Origin of the sequence: Massilia sp. CFBP9026 (genome assembly GCF_034045165.1) — a bacterium.
GTDB lineage: Bacteria > Pseudomonadota > Gammaproteobacteria > Burkholderiales > Burkholderiaceae_D > Telluria > Telluria arenae.
Genome location: NZ_JAXCWH010000005.1, coordinates 228,860 through 244,242, shown reverse-complemented (window position 1 = coordinate 244,242; position 15,383 = coordinate 228,860). Strand labels below are relative to the sequence as shown.

The 15,383-nt window shown below is 64.7% G+C and carries 17 protein-coding genes and 1 tRNA gene; 10 read left to right on the top strand and 8 right to left on the bottom strand.

Translation table 11 applies throughout. The features are described from left to right. Complete coding sequence (locus tag SOM28_RS14410) at positions 1-1,818, bottom strand: aminopeptidase P family protein (protein ID WP_320468520.1); 1,818 nt, start codon at positions 1,816-1,818, stop codon at positions 1-3. 128 nt (positions 1,819-1,946) lie between these two features. On the opposite strand from SOM28_RS14410, the gene SOM28_RS14405 reads away from it, so the two are divergent. Further along, on the top strand, positions 1,947-2,531 hold the full coding sequence (locus tag SOM28_RS14405) for a hypoxanthine-guanine phosphoribosyltransferase (protein WP_123070884.1): 585 nt from the start codon (positions 1,947-1,949) through the stop codon (positions 2,529-2,531). Positions 2,532-2,679: 148 nt separating this feature from the next. Here SOM28_RS14405 and SOM28_RS14400 read toward each other — a convergent pair whose 3' ends face one another. Both SOM28_RS14400 and SOM28_RS14395 read right to left on the bottom strand, forming a co-directional pair. Further along, positions 2,680-3,633 (bottom strand): NAD(P)H-dependent flavin oxidoreductase, encoded by a 954-nt coding sequence (locus tag SOM28_RS14400; protein ID WP_320468519.1) that lies wholly within the window; start codon positions 3,631-3,633, stop codon positions 2,680-2,682. 90 nt (positions 3,634-3,723) lie between these two features. After that, positions 3,724-3,918 carry a DUF1289 domain-containing protein gene (locus SOM28_RS14395; RefSeq protein ID WP_123070882.1) on the bottom strand — a complete coding sequence of 65 codons (195 nt, stop codon included), beginning with the start codon at positions 3,916-3,918 and terminating at the stop codon, positions 3,724-3,726. A gap of 149 nt (positions 3,919-4,067) precedes the next feature. On the opposite strand from SOM28_RS14395, the gene SOM28_RS14390 reads away from it, so the two are divergent. Both SOM28_RS14390 and SOM28_RS14385 read left to right on the top strand, forming a co-directional pair. Beyond that, on the top strand, positions 4,068-4,547 hold the full coding sequence (locus tag SOM28_RS14390; RefSeq protein ID WP_123070881.1) for a hypothetical protein: 480 nt from the start codon (positions 4,068-4,070) through the stop codon (positions 4,545-4,547). A gap of 117 nt (positions 4,548-4,664) precedes the next feature. Continuing rightward, the gene (locus tag SOM28_RS14385; RefSeq protein WP_320468518.1) at positions 4,665-5,711 is read left to right on the top strand and encodes an extracellular catalytic domain type 1 short-chain-length polyhydroxyalkanoate depolymerase; all 1,047 of its coding nucleotides are present in this window, start codon (positions 4,665-4,667) and stop codon (positions 5,709-5,711) included. A 4-nt stretch (positions 5,712-5,715) separates the two neighbouring features. Here SOM28_RS14385 and SOM28_RS14380 read toward each other — a convergent pair whose 3' ends face one another. Then, a complete protein-coding gene (locus SOM28_RS14380) occupies positions 5,716-5,907 on the bottom strand; it encodes a cysteine-rich CWC family protein (RefSeq protein ID WP_123070879.1) in 192 nt (63 codons plus the stop codon). Between the two features lie 121 nt (positions 5,908-6,028). On the opposite strand from SOM28_RS14380, the gene argB reads away from it, so the two are divergent. The 5 genes from argB to pabB all read left to right on the top strand — a co-directional run bounded on the left by argB (position 6,029) and on the right by pabB (position 10,353). After that, on the top strand, positions 6,029-6,958 hold the full coding sequence (gene argB / locus SOM28_RS14375) for an acetylglutamate kinase (protein WP_123070878.1): 930 nt from the start codon (positions 6,029-6,031) through the stop codon (positions 6,956-6,958). Between the two features lie 70 nt (positions 6,959-7,028). Beyond that, positions 7,029-7,103: transfer RNA gene (locus SOM28_RS14370), tRNA-Thr, on the top strand. 89 nt (positions 7,104-7,192) lie between these two features. Beyond that, a complete protein-coding gene (locus tag SOM28_RS14365) occupies positions 7,193-7,939 on the top strand; it encodes a pyrimidine 5'-nucleotidase (protein WP_123068523.1) in 747 nt (248 codons plus the stop codon). Between the two features lie 7 nt (positions 7,940-7,946). Then, positions 7,947-8,525 (top strand): nucleoid occlusion factor SlmA, encoded by a 579-nt coding sequence (gene slmA, locus SOM28_RS14360; RefSeq protein WP_123068522.1) that lies wholly within the window; start codon positions 7,947-7,949, stop codon positions 8,523-8,525. A 10-nt stretch (positions 8,526-8,535) separates the two neighbouring features. Next, a complete protein-coding gene (gene pabB, locus SOM28_RS14355; RefSeq protein ID WP_320468517.1) occupies positions 8,536-10,353 on the top strand; it encodes an aminodeoxychorismate synthase component I in 1,818 nt (605 codons plus the stop codon). Positions 10,354-10,558: 205 nt separating this feature from the next. On the opposite strand, the gene SOM28_RS14350 is transcribed toward pabB, so the two are convergent. Continuing rightward, positions 10,559-11,170 carry an OmpW/AlkL family protein gene (locus SOM28_RS14350; RefSeq protein ID WP_320468516.1) on the bottom strand — a complete coding sequence of 204 codons (612 nt, stop codon included), beginning with the start codon at positions 11,168-11,170 and terminating at the stop codon, positions 10,559-10,561. 174 nt (positions 11,171-11,344) lie between these two features. Here SOM28_RS14350 and SOM28_RS14345 point away from each other — a divergent pair, with 174 nt between their 5' ends. Further along, positions 11,345-11,824: an acetyltransferase gene (locus SOM28_RS14345; RefSeq protein ID WP_320468515.1), complete on the top strand. Its 480-nt coding sequence runs from the start codon at positions 11,345-11,347 to the stop codon at positions 11,822-11,824. Here the strand turns inward: SOM28_RS14345 and SOM28_RS14340 are convergent. Together SOM28_RS14340 and SOM28_RS14335 are read right to left on the bottom strand one after the other, a co-directional pair. Continuing rightward, positions 11,775-12,359: a glutathione peroxidase gene (locus SOM28_RS14340; RefSeq protein WP_147934946.1), complete on the bottom strand. Its 585-nt coding sequence runs from the start codon at positions 12,357-12,359 to the stop codon at positions 11,775-11,777. The genes SOM28_RS14345 and SOM28_RS14340 overlap by 50 nt on opposite strands. Positions 12,360-12,427: 68 nt before the next feature. Beyond that, positions 12,428-12,850, bottom strand: coding sequence for a CoA-binding protein (locus tag SOM28_RS14335; RefSeq protein WP_320468514.1), 423 nt, complete (start codon positions 12,848-12,850; stop codon positions 12,428-12,430). A gap of 111 nt (positions 12,851-12,961) precedes the next feature. Between SOM28_RS14335 and SOM28_RS14330 the strand changes: the two genes are divergently transcribed. Then, positions 12,962-13,588 carry a peptidoglycan recognition protein family protein gene (locus SOM28_RS14330; RefSeq protein ID WP_123068516.1) on the top strand — a complete coding sequence of 209 codons (627 nt, stop codon included), beginning with the start codon at positions 12,962-12,964 and terminating at the stop codon, positions 13,586-13,588. Between the two features lie 23 nt (positions 13,589-13,611). Here SOM28_RS14330 and SOM28_RS14325 read toward each other — a convergent pair whose 3' ends face one another. Continuing rightward, entirely contained in the window at positions 13,612-15,306 is a 1,695-nt protein-coding gene (locus tag SOM28_RS14325; protein ID WP_320468513.1) for a serine hydrolase, read from the bottom strand. Positions 15,307-15,383 lie beyond the last annotated feature (77 nt).

Below are 15,383 nucleotides of genomic sequence, written 5' to 3'. Positions count from 1 at the left end.
TCAGATCGCCTCCGTGCGCTGCATCAGCCACTCGAATGCCGGGCCTTCGACGTGCGGCGTCAGGCGCGCGCGCACGGTCGCGTGGTAGTCGTTCAGCCACGCGATTTCGTCAGGCCGCAGCAGGCTGCGGTCGATCGGGCGGGTATCGATCGGGCACAGGGTCAGGGTCTCGAAGCCGAGGTACTCGCCGAACTCGGACGTCTCGACGTGCTGGTTCAGCACCAGGTTCTCGATGCGGATGCCCCAGCGTCCCGGACGATAGATGCCCGGCTCGATCGAGGTGATCATGCCCGTCTCCATCGCGGTATGCGGGTCCGGCGGCACCGCCGGCGAAATCGTCTGCGGGCCTTCGTGCACATTGAGGAAGTAGCCGACGCCATGGCCGGTGCCGTGGCCGTAGTCGATGCCGGCGGCCCAGATCGGGGCACGTGCGATCGCGTCCAGCATCGGCGCGCGGGTGCCGCGCGGGAAGCGCGCGGCCGACAGGTTGATCAGGCCTTTCAGCACCAGCGTGTAGTCGCGCATCTGCGCGCTGCTTGCAGTGCCGACCGGGATCACGCGCGTGATGTCGGTGGTGCCGCCGAGGTACTGGCCGCCCGAATCGATCAGCAGCAGGCCGTCGCCTTCGATGACGGCACAGGTGGCGCTCTCGGCGCGGTAGTGCATGATCGCGCCGTTGCTGTTGAAGCCGGCGATGGTCGAGAAGCTGGCGCTGACGAAGTTGGGGCGGCGAGCACGGCTTGCCGTGATGCGGGTGTCGATGTCGACTTCATTCAGAGGCGCGCGGTTCGGATCCGCCAGCAACGGCTCGAGCGCGGCGAAGAATTCGCACAACGCTGCGCCATCCTGTTCCATCGCGGCGCGCACGTTGACGGCCTCGCTTTCCAGCTTGCGCGACTTGGCGAAGGTGGTCGGGTTGATCGCCTCGACCACGTTCACGCCCTGCGCCACGGCGGCGCGCATGCCGGCGGTGACGCGGCGCGGATCGAGCAGCAGGGTCGCGCCTTCCGGCAGCGACTCCAACGCATGCACGGCGTTGGCGTACGGCGCCAAGTGCACGTCGTCGGCTTCCAGGCGCGCGCGTACGTCTTCCGGCACCTTACCCTCCAGGACGAACAGGGTCGCGTCGCCGCGGCCGATCAGCGCATGCGCCAGGAACACCGGGTTGAAGCTGACGTCGGCGCCGCGCAGGTTGAACAGGTAGGCGATGTCGTCCAGCGTCGAAATGAAGTGGAAGCCGGCGCCATGCGCTTCCATCGCGGCGCGCGTGGCGTGCAGCTTGTCGGCACGGGTGGCGGTGGCGTATGGCGCCAGGTGTTCGAACACCGGCTCCGTCGGCAGCGTCGGACGCTCGCTCCACACTTCGTCGAGCAGGTCGATATCGGTGCGCAGGGTCACGCCCTTGGCGGCCAGGGCATCTTTCAACAGGCGCGCGCCCGACAGGCCCAGCACGCGGGCATCGACGGCGGCGGTCTGGCCCGCGGCCAGGTTGGCGGCCAGCCAGTCGACGTGCAGCTGGCTCGCGGCGCCCGGGATCTTCATCAGCGCGATTTCGGAGCCGGCCAGCTCGGTCTCGGCCTGGGTAAAGTAGCGGCCATCGGTCCAGACGCCGGCGAAACCGGCGGTGGCGATGAAGGTGCCGACCGAGCCGGTGAAGCCGGACAGCCATTCGCGGCCCTTCCAGTGGCCGGGCAGGTATTCCGACAGATGCGGATCGCTCGACGGGACGATATAGGCGTCGATGCCGTGGCGCGCCATGGCGGCGCGCAGTTGCGCGAGGCGGCCTTCACGTGCGGCCTGGAATTCGTTATGGGACATGGCTGAATGCGTCGGTTTTGTTTTCCAAGCCACGTATCATACGCCGCAATCCTGTCGAATGGCCAACCGGAACGCATGGCTCCGGCGGATGACGCATAATGGTCCCGCACTCAACTGAACTGAAGACCATGCACGATTTCCACCACGAGCGCGCGCGAGCGCTACTGGCGAATGCCACCCAGATCGTCGAACCCGTCGAAGTCAATGCCGCCGTGCGGCGCGTCGCCGATGAACTCAATGCCCGTTTCAACGCCGAGGGCGCGGCCGAATTCCCCCTGGTGCTGGGCGTGATGGGCGGCGCGGTGGTATTTACCGGCCACCTGCTGCCGCAACTGAGCTTCCCGCTCGACTTCGACTACATCCACGTGAGCCGCTACGGCGACGAAGACCGCGGCGGCGAGATCGTCTGGAAGGTGATCCCGCGCCAGAACGTCGTCGGCCGCAAGATCGTGGTGGTGGACGACATCCTGGACGAAGGCGAGACCCTGGCCCACGTCAAGCAGCGCCTGCTCGACATGGGCGCCGCCGAAGTGATCGTCGTGGTGTTCGCCGACAAGGACCTGGGCCGCGCCAAGCCGATCCAGGCCGACCTGGTGGGCCTGACCTTGCCCAATAAATTCGTGGTCGGCTTCGGCATGGACGTGTATGGCTACTGGCGCAACCTGCCGGGGCTGTGGACGATCCGGCCAGAGGATTTGAAGCAGGTGGAATAAGTCCCGATCGCGGGCATTCCGCCGGTACGTATCGACGCGTGGACGGGGAACCCGGCTACGCGCCCCGGTCCACCCTACGATCGTCGACCCACCGTAGGGTGGAAGGCTCCGCCTTCCACGCGTTCAACCCACGCCAGCAATCACGCTCTTACAGCGCCAGCCGCGCCCGCGCCGCGTCATACTCGCGCTTGAGCCGCTCGACCATCTCGGCCACCGTCGGCACGTCGTCCATCAGGCCCACGCCCTGGCCCGCGCCCCAGATGTCGCGCCAGGCCTTGGCCGCGCCCGAGCCGAAGCTCATCTTGCTCTTGTCCGATTCCGGCAGATTGTCCGGATCCAGGCCGGCCGCCACGATCGATTTTTTCAGGTAGTTGCCGTGCACGCCGGTGAACAGGTTCGTGTACACCACGTCCGCCGCGCGCGATTCGACGATCGCATCTCGATAGTCGTCGCTGACGTTCGACTCCTTCGTGGCCAGCCAGCGCGAACCGATATAGGCGAAGTCGGCGCCCATCGCCTGCGTCGCCAGGATCGCATCGCCGGTCGCGATCGATCCGGACAGGGCGATCGGCCCCTTGAAGAACTTGCGCACCTCTCCCACTAGCGCGAACGGCGACAGCGCGCCGGCATGGCCGCCGGCGCCGGCCGCCACCAGGATCAGGCCATCGACGCCCGCTTCCAGCGCCTTCTCGGCGTGGCGGATCGAAACCACGTCGTGCAGCACGATGCCGCCATACGAATGCACCGCATCCATCATCTCGCGCGGCGGCGCGCGCAGCGACGAGATGATGATCGGCACCTGGTGCTTCACGCATACCTCGACGTCGTGCGCCAGGCGGTCGTTCGATTGGTGGACGATCTGGTTGACCGCGATCGGGCCGACTTTGGCGCCCGGATTGGCGGCCGCGTACTCGGCCAGCTCGCGCTGCAGATCGGTCAGCCAGGTGTCGAGCAGCTCGGCCGGACGGGCATTCAGGGCCGGGAAGGAACCGACGATGCCGGCCTTGCACTGGGCCGCCACCAGGGCGGGACCGCTGGCGATGAACATCGGCGAAGCGATGACGGGAAGGGACAGGTCTTGCAGCACGGCGGGCATCGTCATGGGCAGCTCTCGGTGGTTAGTTGACGAGGCATTATATCCTCGAAAAAAGAACGATCGTGCTAGATTTCTCCCTCTAAAGATCTACCTGCCTCAGCCGCCGAACAACCCAGCTTCGCGGCGCCGGATCTCGGCCCAGATCGCGCGCTTCTCGACCTCGCTCGCATTGCGCCAGGCGCGGATCTCGTCGATGGTGCGCATGCAGCCCTGGCACAGGCCGGTTTCCGGAACCATCTTGCAGATATTGATGCAGGGCGAAGGGACGGGGGTTTGCAGTTCTGGATCCATTGCCTGAAGCCTAAGCGTATATGTCGGAGGCGGCATTATCGCGCGTCCGGCAGGCCCGCGCCGTTTTTGCTTGTGAGTCACTATACTCGTCAATACGCACTGTCCCTGGACCAGTGCCGCATCGATTAACTTGCTGCATGAGGTTGCCCATGAAAATTCGTTTCATCGTCATGACCGCCCTGCTGGGCGTTTCCGCCGCGGCGTCGAGCCAGGTAATGTCGCCGGACGGCTACGGCAAGATCCAGTTCGGCCAGCGGCTCGACCAGGTCGAGCGCAAGCTGGGCCAGCGCGCCTCGCCGCGGCCGCTCGATCCATCCTGCCCCATCGTCCGCTTCAAACGTTATCCACAGGTGAGCTTCATGGTCGAGAACGGCGTGATCGTGCGCGCCGACGCCAAAAAGGTGGTGCGCAACAGCGCCGGCATCACGGCGCGCATGTCGGCCAAGGAGGCCCTGCGTCACGCACCCGCGCTGCGCAGCGAACTCCACAAATATGACGAGCAAGGCCAGGTCCTGGTCTTGCCCAAAGGCGAGAACAAAGCGCTGATCTTCGAGGCCAGCAAAGGAAAACTGACGACCATGCGCGCCGGCATCAAGCCGGCGGTCGACTACGTGGAAGGGTGTGGGTAAACCGTCGCATAAATACTGCAGCAACAGCCGCTCGGCAACGATTGACAGGTTGGTGTAAGCTCATGGCGTGAAATTGTGCAGTGCACAAAAAGGAATGTCATGAAAATCCACCGACTAATGTTGGCCCAAATGCGCGCCGCCACCCGATCGCTGTGGCGAGCTGGACCGGCCGCGCCTGGCGCCGCGGTACAGCAGGCCCTCAAGAACGCGGCGGTCATGCAGCGCGTGGCCCAGCGCCAGATGCGCGACTTCGCTCCGCCTGCCACACCAGCTGCGCCGCCGGCACCGGCGCCGGCGCAGCCGCCGCGCGAGGCCCGACCCGGCACCTTCGTCGACGGTCACCACGTCAATGCCGCCGGCCGCCGCGACTACAAGCTGTACGTGCCCGGCAGCGTGGCGAGCGCGGAGGCCGGCACGCCGGCGCCGCTGCTGGTGATGCTGCACGGCTGCACCCAGGATCCGGACGACTTTGCCACCGGCACCCGGATGAACGTGCTGGCCGAAGAGATCGGCTGCCTGGTGCTGTATCCGGCGCAGAGCAAGGGCGCCAATCCCTCGCGCTGCTGGAACTGGTTCAATGCGGTCGACCAGCGCCGCGACGAAGGCGAACCCTCGATCATCGCCGGCATGACGCGCGCGATCATGGAAACCCATGCGGTCGACCCGGACCAGGTGTATGTCGCCGGCCTGTCGGCTGGCGGCGCGATGGCGACCATCATGGGCACCTTGTATCCGGACCTGTATGCGGCGGTGGGCGTGCATTCCGGCCTGCCTTTTGCCTCGGCCAACGATCTGTCGTCGGCGCTGGCGGCGATGAAGGGGGATTTCCGCCGCAGCACAACGAGCGGGCAGCCCTTGCCGATCATCGTCTTCCACGGCGACCGCGACACCACCGTGCATCCGGCCAACGGCGAGGAAGTGGTCGCGCAAGGCGCGCGCCACCTGGCCAGTCCCGGCATGGCTGAACCCGGCCACGTGCCGGACGGCCATGCCTACACGCGCACCCTGTATCCGGACGACGAAGGCACGGTGCGGGCGGAACACTGGGTGGTGCATGGCGCCGGCCACGCCTGGTTCGGCGGCAATGCTCGCGGCAGCTACACGGACGGCAAGGGGCCGGATGCCAGCCGTGAAATGATGCGTTTCTTTCGCACGCCGCGCTGAGGTGTCAGCCGGCCTTCGGCGTTGTTGGCACGGGCTGCGCGGCAATATGCGCGCGCAGGCAGTCCGGGCACCAGCAGCCGAGCGCCTCTTGTGGCACGGCGACGGCCGGCGGCAGGGCCGTGCACCAGCACGGTTCCTGTGCGCCATCCGTCATCGCGCATCCAAATTCGGCGCCGCAGCGCGTACAAATACTCATACCTGATAAAGTAACGATTGCTGCCATAAAATACAACAGGACGCCGCCCTTTCCCCGCAAGGTTTACGCTGCCTTTACGACATTGGCTGTAAAATCTCGCGACATTTATTTCGGACCCTCCATGAACGCTCAAGTGACCAGCCTGAACACCGACGACCAACCTGACGACTTGACCGCCGTTTCGACGGCGCTGAAAGCACAGATCCTGGCCGAAGCGCTTCCCTACATCCGCAACTTCCACGGCAAGACCATCGTCATCAAATACGGTGGCAATGCCATGACCGAAGAACGCCTGAAACACGGCTTCGCGCGCGACGTCATCCTGCTCAAGCTGGTGGGCATGAACCCGGTCGTGGTCCATGGCGGCGGCCCGCAGATCGACAATGCGCTGAAGAAAATCGGCAAGCAGGGCACCTTCGTGCAAGGCATGCGCATCACCGACGAAGAAACCATGGAAGTGGTGGAGTGGGTGCTGGGCGGCGAAGTTCAGCAAGACATCGTGATGCTGATTAACCACTACGGCGGCCAGGCAGTCGGCCTGACCGGCAAGGACGGCGGTCTGATCCGCGCGCGCCGCATGGCGATGCCCGACAAGGAAAAACCGGGCGAGTTCCTCGACATCGGTTTCGTCGGCGAGATCGAGGCGATCAACCCGGCGGTCGTGAAAGCGCTGCAGGACGACGCCTTCATCCCGATCATCTCGCCGATCGGTTTCGGCCAGGACGGCCAGGCCTACAACATCAATGCCGACGTCGTCGCCGGCAAGATCGCGGAAATCCTGAAAGCCGAAAAGCTGATCATGATGACCAACATCGCCGGCGTGCAAGATAAAGCGGGCAATCTGGTGACCGACCTGTCGGCGCGCGAAATCGACGAGATGTTCGCGGACGGCACGATCTCGGGCGGCATGCTGCCGAAGATCTCGTCGGCGCTGGACGCCGCGAAATCGGGCGTGAACACCGTGCACATCATCGATGGCCGCATCGAGCACTCATTGTTGCTCGAAGTCTTGACCGAACAGGCTTTTGGCACTATGATCCGGTCTCACTAAATTTTTTGTGGCAGAAACAAGCCACGAAAAGTCTTAGTCACGGCGAGCCCTGCTCGCCGCGAATCTACCAGCCCTTGTAGCTCAGTGGTAGAGCACTCCCTTGGTAAGGGAGAGGCCACGTGTTCAATCCACGTCAAGGGCACCATCTCCCCTCCCCTGTTTTATCCCGCTCCATGACGTCGTCATGCGCCACTGGCATAATCGCGTGTTGCATCCTTTGCGAGCCGATTACCCGTGTCTACTTCTTCCCTCCAAGCTCCAGTCTGGCTGTTCGACCTCGATAACACCCTGCACGACGCTTCCCACGCGATCTTCCCGGCGATCAGCGCCAATATGAACACGTATATCGCGCGCGTGCTGAGCATCGATGGCGTGGCGGCCACGCAAGAGATGGTCGACGCCGCGCGCCTGGGCTACTGGAAGCGCTACGGCGCCACCCTGCTCGGCATGATGCGCCACCACCAGGTGTGCGCAAAAGATTTCCTGCACCAGACCCATGACATCGGCCCGCTCGACGCCCTGCTGCGCGCCGAGCGCGGCCTGGCGCGCCTGCTGCGTCGCCTGCCGGGTCGCAAGATCTTGCTGACCAATGCGCCGAACAGCTATTCGACCGAGATCGTACGCCGCCTGAAGCTGCACAACCATTTTTCGCATCACGTGGCGATCGAGCACATGCACGTGCACGGGCAGTTGCGGCCGAAACCGTCGAAGCTGATGTTGCGCCGCCTGTTGCGCAAACACGGCATCGCGGCCCAGCGCTGCATCCTGGTCGAAGACACGCTGGCCAACCTGCGCACCGCGCGCCAACTCGGATTGCGTACCGTCTGGGTCACACAATACCTCCGGATGAGCGATCCGATTGGAAAAGCACCCCTGCCAAGGACGCTGAAATGCCCCGGTTACGTCAATGTCAAAGTAAAATCCGTGCGGCAACTTCCGACGCGGCTCTCCGGGCTGCGCCGCTCCAATAACAACTCCTAGGGATCCCATGGCAAGCACGAAGCCAGGCCAGCGCAAGCTGCAAATCCTCCAGGCCCTGGCCTCGATGCTCGAGCAGCCCAAGGGCGAGAAAATCACGACCGCCGCGCTCGCGGCGCGCCTGTCGGTGTCCGAAGCGGCGTTGTACCGCCACTTCGCCAGCAAGGCGCAGATGTATGAAGGACTGATCGAGTTCATCGAGTCGTCGGTATTCGGCGTCATCAACCAGATCACCGAGAAGGAAGAAAGCGGCCTGTCGCAGGCGCACGCGATGCTGCAGATGCTGCTCGGCTTCGCGGCCAACAACCCGGGCATGACGCGCGTGCTGATCGGCGATGCGCTGGTCAATGAAGACGAACGCCTGCAGCATCGCATGAACCAGTTCTACGACAAGGTCGAACTGGCCTTCAAGGGAGCGCTGCGCCTGGCCGTCACGCAGGGACACGGCCAGGAAGCCGACGTCGCCGCGCGCGCCAGCCTGCTGGTGAACTACGTCACCGGCCGCTGGCACCGCTTCGCAAAGACAGGCTTCAAGCTCAATCCGATGGAAGGCACGTCGCTCCAGCTGTCCCTGCTGCTGGCAGCGTAAAATCCGAAGGATGGATACTGGCGAAGTCTTCGCGCTGCTGGACGATGCCCGCGCAGCTAGGGAAGCGCGCTCGCGCCTGTACAGCGGCCATGCGGGCACGCTGAGGTGCGAGGATGCGGCCGGCTGGCCGCAGCTGGTAACGGCGCTGTCGCAGGCGCTGCAGGACGGCCTGCACGCAGTGCCGCTGCTGAGCTATGAACTGGGTGCGCACCTGGAAGGCTTGCCGGCCCGGCCCCTCGCCGGCCCGCTGGCGCAGGTGCTGCTGTTCACCCACTGCGAGCCCATGACGGGCGAGCAGGTGGCATCGTGGCTGGCAACGCGCAGCATGGACCTTGAGCTGGCCGGCGTCGCCGGCATGTCCGCGAATGTCGATCAGGCGCAGTTCAGCGAGGCGATCGACCGCATCCGCGACTACATCGCGGCCGGCGACACCTACCAGGTCAACTACACATGGCGGCTGCGCTTCGACGCCTTCGGTTCGCTGCTCGCCTTGTACACGCGCCTGCGCGCGCGCCAGCCGGTGCCGTATGGCGCGCTGGTGACGCTGCCGGACGGCGGCGCGGTGCTGTCGTTCTCGCCCGAGCTGTTCGTGCGCCATGAAGCGGGCATGCTGGTGGCGCGGCCGATGAAGGGCACGGCGCCGGCCAGCGGCGACCCTGACGTCGATGCAGTGCGCGCGCAGGCGCTCGCGCAAGACACCAAGAACCGCGCCGAGAACCTGATGATCGTCGACCTGCTGCGCAACGACCTGGGCCGCGTGGCGCAGACCGGCAGCGTCGAAGTGCCGGCCCTGTTCGAGGTGCAGCGCTATGGCGCCGTGCTGCAGATGACGTCGACCGTGCAGGCGCGCCTGCGCGCTGACGCGGGCCTGGAAGAGATCTTCAAGGCCTTGTACCCGTGCGGCTCGATCACCGGCGCCCCGAAGCGGCGCACGATGGAGATCATCCACGAACTCGAACCCGATGCGCGCGGCATCTACACCGGCGCGATCGGCTGGTTCGATCCGGCGGCGCCTAGCCGCGCTTACGGCGACTTCTGCCTGTCGGTGCCGATCCGGACGCTGGCGCTTGGCGCACCAGTAGACGGTATCCGGCGCGGAGAACTGGGCGTCGGCGCCGGCATCGTGTACGACAGCGATGCCCAATCCGAATACGCCGAGTGCCAGCTGAAGGCGCGTTTTCTCACGGGCCTGCACAACGAGTTCACCATCTTCGAGACCATCCGCGCCTCGCGCGAGCATGGCTGCCGCCACCTGGAGCAGCATCTCGACCGCATGAAAGCATCGTGCGCCTATTTCGGTTTCGCCTTCGACCGCGGCGCGGCGCAAGTGGCGCTGCTCGAGGCCAGCCAGGCCCTGCCCTCCGATGCGCTGCACCGCCTGCGCCTGGCGGTGGACCATGCCGGCGCGCTGACGCTCACATCGGCCGAGCTGGCGCCCTTGCACGAGCCGGTGACCTTGCTGCTGGCCCAGGAGCCGACGCATAGCGGCGACGTCTTCCTCCGCCACAAGACGAGCATCCGCAGCCGCTACGACGCGGCCTGGAAGGCGGCCGAGGCGCAAGACGCCTTCGATATGCTGTTCTTCAACGAGCGTGACGAGTTGACGGAAGGAGGACGCAGCAGCGTGTTCATGCGCTTCGGCGAAGAGTGGCTCACGCCGCCGCTGTCGGCCGGCGTGCTGCCGGGTGTGATGCGCGGCGTGATGCTGGCCGCGCCCGCGTGGCATGCGCGCGAAGCCGTGATCACGCGCGCGATGCTGGCGCAGGCCGACGACATCGTCGTCTGCAATGCCCTGCGCGGGCCGCTGCGCGCCGTGCTCGCAGCGTAACGCAGCATATTCGGCCGCGCTGAATATAAGGCGTGGGTCGCGCCCCGCCCGTTTCCATATTCGATACTTTTGCTGGAAGCTCGCCCATGGAAGACGGGCAGGACGCGATCACGCGCAAGAGGTGGAGAGGTCCATACTGCTTGACGGCATATGCATGGTCCTCTCCGCGCCGGTCCGCCAGTCGCGAACCGGCGTGAGCTGACACTTAGAAGCGATAGCCGACGCCCAGGCCGAACAGGATCGGATCGACCTTCAGGTGGCTGGCCTTGGCGCCGCCGACGTACACGTCGCTGCGCAGGTTGACCTTCTTGACGTCGGCGTTGATCGACCAGTGTTCGTTCAGGCGGAAGTCGACGCCGGCCTGCAGCGACAGGCCCCAGCTATCGTTTTCCAGGTCGCCGGCGCCGTCGAGCAGCTTGACGCTCGACATGCGGGTGTAGTTGACGCCGGCGCCGATATACGGGCTGATGGCCGCGCCGGGGGTAAAGTGGTATTGCAGGTTCAGGGTCGGCGGCAGGTGCTTGAAGGTGCCGATCTCGGCGCCGTCCAGGCGGGCCTTGTGCTTCTGTGGATAAGTCAGGATCAGTTCGGCCGCGATGTGCGGGGTGAAGAAATAGCTGATGTCCAGTTCGGGAATGGTCTTGCTGCTCACCTCGAGGCGGTCCGCCGCGCCGACGCCGCCGATGGGCGTCGATTTGTTGTCCGGGTCGACGTGCACGGCGCGGGCGCGCACCAGCCATGGGGATTCCTGGGCCATCGCTTGCGAAGCGGTCACGGCAATCAGGGCCACCAGCACGGTTTTCATCGTCGTTTTCATCTTTTTCTTACCTTTCTTCGTTTTATGTCATCTGCGACGAAGGTAAGCTTATTGATGTAGGGAAAAACAAACTATGATGTACATCAAAATGACCATGCTATTAGTGTGGTTTATAAAACACCTATCTCCTAGGTTATATCTCTGAGACGAAAGAATCATTCGGAAGGAACCACCATGCGAAGCATCACCATCGCCGCGAACGACGATCTCCCGCGCCTGTTCGACATCTGGGAAGCGTCCGTGAAGGCGACCCACGACTTCCTGCATCCGGACGATTTCCTGTTGCTGGTGCCGATCGTGGAGCGTACCTTGCGCGAGTTCACGCCGCTGCACTGCGTGCGCGACGAGGCCGGCCAGCCCTGCGCCTTCATCGGCGTGAGCGAGGGCATGATCGAGATGCTGTTCGTGGATCCGCGCTACCGCGGCCAGGGCGCCGGACGGGCCCTGGTGGAATTCGCGATCGCGCAGCTGGGCGCTACGCAGGTGGACGTCAATGAGCAGAACCGGCAGGCGCTCGGCTTCTACGAGCGCCTGGGCTTCGCGGTGGCAGGAAGATCCGAGCAGGACCCGTTCGGCAAGCCCTACCCCATCCTGCACTTGGAACTTACAGCGCCGCTTCGATCTTCCCGGTCAGCTGCGGATCTTCCGGCGTGACCTTGCTCGGGAAGTAGTCGAGCACCTTGCCGTCACGGCCGATCAGGTATTTGGTGAAGTTCCACTTCGGTTCCTGGCCGGTGGCCTTGATCAGCTGCGCATGCAGCGGATTGGCTTGCGGGCCCTTCACCGAGCTCTTGGCGAACATCGGGAACTTGACGCCATAGGTGTTGAAGCACAGGTCGGCGATTTCCTTGGCGCTGCCCGGTTCCTGCTGGCCGAAGTCGTTCGACGGGAAGCCCAGGATCACCAGGCCGCGGCCGCCGTACTTGGCGTAGATTTTCTCGAGGCCTTCGTACTGCTTGGTGAAGCCGCAGTAGCTGGCCGTGTTCACCACCAGCACCACCTTGCCGGCATACTGGCAAAGGTCTTGCGGCGCTTCGTCCTGCAGGCGCTTGAAGCTGTGCTTGAGCACGGCCGGGCAGGCGGCCGGGCTCTTGGTCAGGGCGGCGACCGGCGCGGCCTGGGCGCGTGCCGGCTGGGTGACACTGACAGCGGCCGTGGCGGCGAGCAGCAGGACGATGGTCTTGATCATGGCGTGGTATTGACGGGGTTAAGGTGCGTCGATTGTAGCGCAAGCCAAGCCACCGTAGACCGCGCCGTTCACCCTTCCAGGCCGCGGTGCTCGATCTTGATGCAGTGGTTCATGACCACGTCCAGCCCGGCGGCGCGCGCCAGGTCGGCGGCGGCCTGGTTCTCGATGTCGAGCTGCATCCACAGGCAGCCGGCGCGCACGGCGATCGCGTCGCGTGCGATCGGCCCGATGTCCTCGGATTTGCGGAAGCAGTCGACGATGTCGATGCGCTGGCCGCTGCTGGCGAGGGCGTCGGCGGCCTCTTGCAAGGTCGCGTAGACGGTCTCGCCATGGATGGTCTGGCCGGCATAGCTCGGGTTGACGGGCAGGATGCGGTAGCCATTCTGCTGCAAGTAGGCGCCCACTTCGTTGCTGGCGCGGTCTTCTTTATTCGACATGCCGATGATGGCGATGGTCTTGCTGTCGCGGAGGATCTGGGCAATGGTTCTCATGCTGTCTCAGGACGTTGTTATCGTTGGGATCAGCTTATCAGGTTTGTAAGCTCTGGCGTTGCACGGTCAAACGTGGAAAGATGACGGCTCATCCATCCTGAATATGTGCCCATGAGCCTAGCACCTGTTTCGCGTTTCTGCGCCCTGCTTGCGCTGGCCTGTTCATTCGCCAGTGCGCACGGCGCCGAATCCCTTGTGGACGTCGAACGCGCCATCGTGCCGGTCGCCAGCTGGGGCGGCACGCCGTCCGACGAGGCGAAAGCGCGCCGCCACCGCATCACCCACATCACCTTGCACCACCAGGGCGAGCCGTTCAAGCCGGGCACCGATCCGCAAGCCTACCTGCGTCGCCTGCAGACCTGGTCACGCGCCGAGAAGGGCTGGCTCGACATCCCCTACCACTATGTAATCGACCTGGACGGCCGCATCTACGGCGCGCGCGACATCGCCTATGCCGGCGACACCAATACCGAATACGATCCGAAGGGACATGCGCTGATCGAGGTGGTCGGCAATTTCGAGGAAGTGGAGCCGAACCAGCAGCAGCTCGATGCGGTGGTGAGCCTGATGGCGATGCTGGCCGCGAAGCACCAGGTCTCGCTGGACGACATCCAGAGCCACCGCGATTATTCGGACAAGACCGTGTGCCCGGGCGAGAACCTGTATCGCTACGTGAAGGACGATTATTTCAGGCACAAGGTGGCCTTGCGCCTGGCGCAGGAGCAGGCCGCGAAATAAGCCGCGGCCTGCTCAGTTAGCGCTTACTGCACGCGCGTGCCAGGTGTAGCCTGGCCGTTTTGGTGCAACACGACCACTGGGGCGCCATCGGCGGCTTTCTCGAAGCGGAGTTCGGCATTCACGTCGCGCGAGAAAAACACGTCCGCGCTGGCCGGGAATATCTCGATCTTCCGCTGTCCGGTCGCCTGCGCATAATAGCGCTCGCCCTCGCGGCTTACCGTGATCGTGAACTGCGCCGCGAGCTGGTAGGCGCCGGCGCGCGCATCGAAGCCGGCATTGTCGATCTTGACCGCTTCGCGTTCGGCCGGCGCATCGCCAACACGTTCGTTGCGCGTCCGCTCGCCTGCGTTGTCGACCGTGACGTGGCTGACCTTGCCCTGCGCATCGCGCCCGAATTCGAAGCGCGCCAGCGTCCCCGGGAAGAAGAAGCCATCCTTCGAATAAGGCGTCAGGGCGGCCGGCGACCGGTCGCCGCGCGCCATCATGAGCTTGCCGTCGCGGCTGGTGAAGGTGCGCTTTTCCTTGCCGTCGCGCTGTTCATTGCCGATGTCGTATACGCCCGTGAACGCGTCAAGGGCCTTGGCATCGAGCTTGAATTCCTTCGGCTCCATGAACGGCTTGCCGATTGCCAGCGCCGCCGCCTTCTTGGCCAGCACCTCGGGATTGGCATTGCCGCTGTCGGCATTGGCCAGCACCGCCACGAATACCTTCTGCTCCGGCAGGCGCAGCGCATGGGTGCGGAAGCCATTGATGCCGCCACCGTGGTCGACCACCGGCGCGCCCTGCAGGGTGCCCACGCCCCAGCCGTAACCGTAGCCGGTCGACTTCTCCGGGTTCAACTTGTAGGGCGTGAAGGCCATCTTCCAGCTGGCCGGCTTGAGCAGCTTGCCGGACGAGATCGCGGCATCCCACTTCGCCAGGTCGTCCACGGTCGACACCAGCGCGCCGGCCGCATATGGCTGGCTCATGGACAGGGGCTGCGCCGGCGCGAAACCCTTCTCTTGCGCGCTGTAGCCAACCGCGCGCGGCGCGCTCGAACGCTCGACGCCTTCATACGCGGTGTCCTTCATGCCCAGCGGCGTAAAGATGCGCTGCTCGAGGAAGCTGGCGTAGCTCGTACCCGACACCCTCTCGATGATCGCGCCAAGCAGGAAGTAGCCGCTATTGTTGTAGCGGAACTGGGTGCCGGGTTCGAACTCGAGCGGGTCGTTCCTGAAGCCGTCGATCATCTGGGCGACGGTCAGGTCTTTCGCCATCGTCGAGACGTAGCCTGGCTTGCCGGTATAGCTGACGATGCCCGAGGTATGGGTCAGCAGGTGCTCGACGGTGATGACCTTGCCCTGGGTCGGATAATCGGGGAAGAAGCGCGTGATCGGGTCGTTCAGGGCCAGCTTGCCCTCCTCGGCCAGCATCAGGATCGCCACCGCCGTGAATTGCTTGGTGATCGAGCCGAGGCGCAGCACGGTGCCGGGCGTCAGCGGCGTTTTCGCGGCCACGTCGGCGGCGCCATAGGCCTTCCTGAACACCGTCTTGCCGTTTTTGACCACGATGACCGTGGCGCCAGGGTCGTCCGCCTTGTACTGGGGCTTGAACAGCGCGTCGAGCCTGGCGGCCAGGGGCTGCGCCGCGGAAGCCTTGGTGGCCGGCTGCTGCGCTTGCGCGAGCATGGGATTCGACAGCAGGATGACAGCAACAGCGACGGCGGAGAGTTTCAGCATGATCGACTACCCTTCTTGGCGAGTTGTGTTCTTGATACTGTAACTCTGCCTTATGGGTAGCGGTGAAAAATCCGACG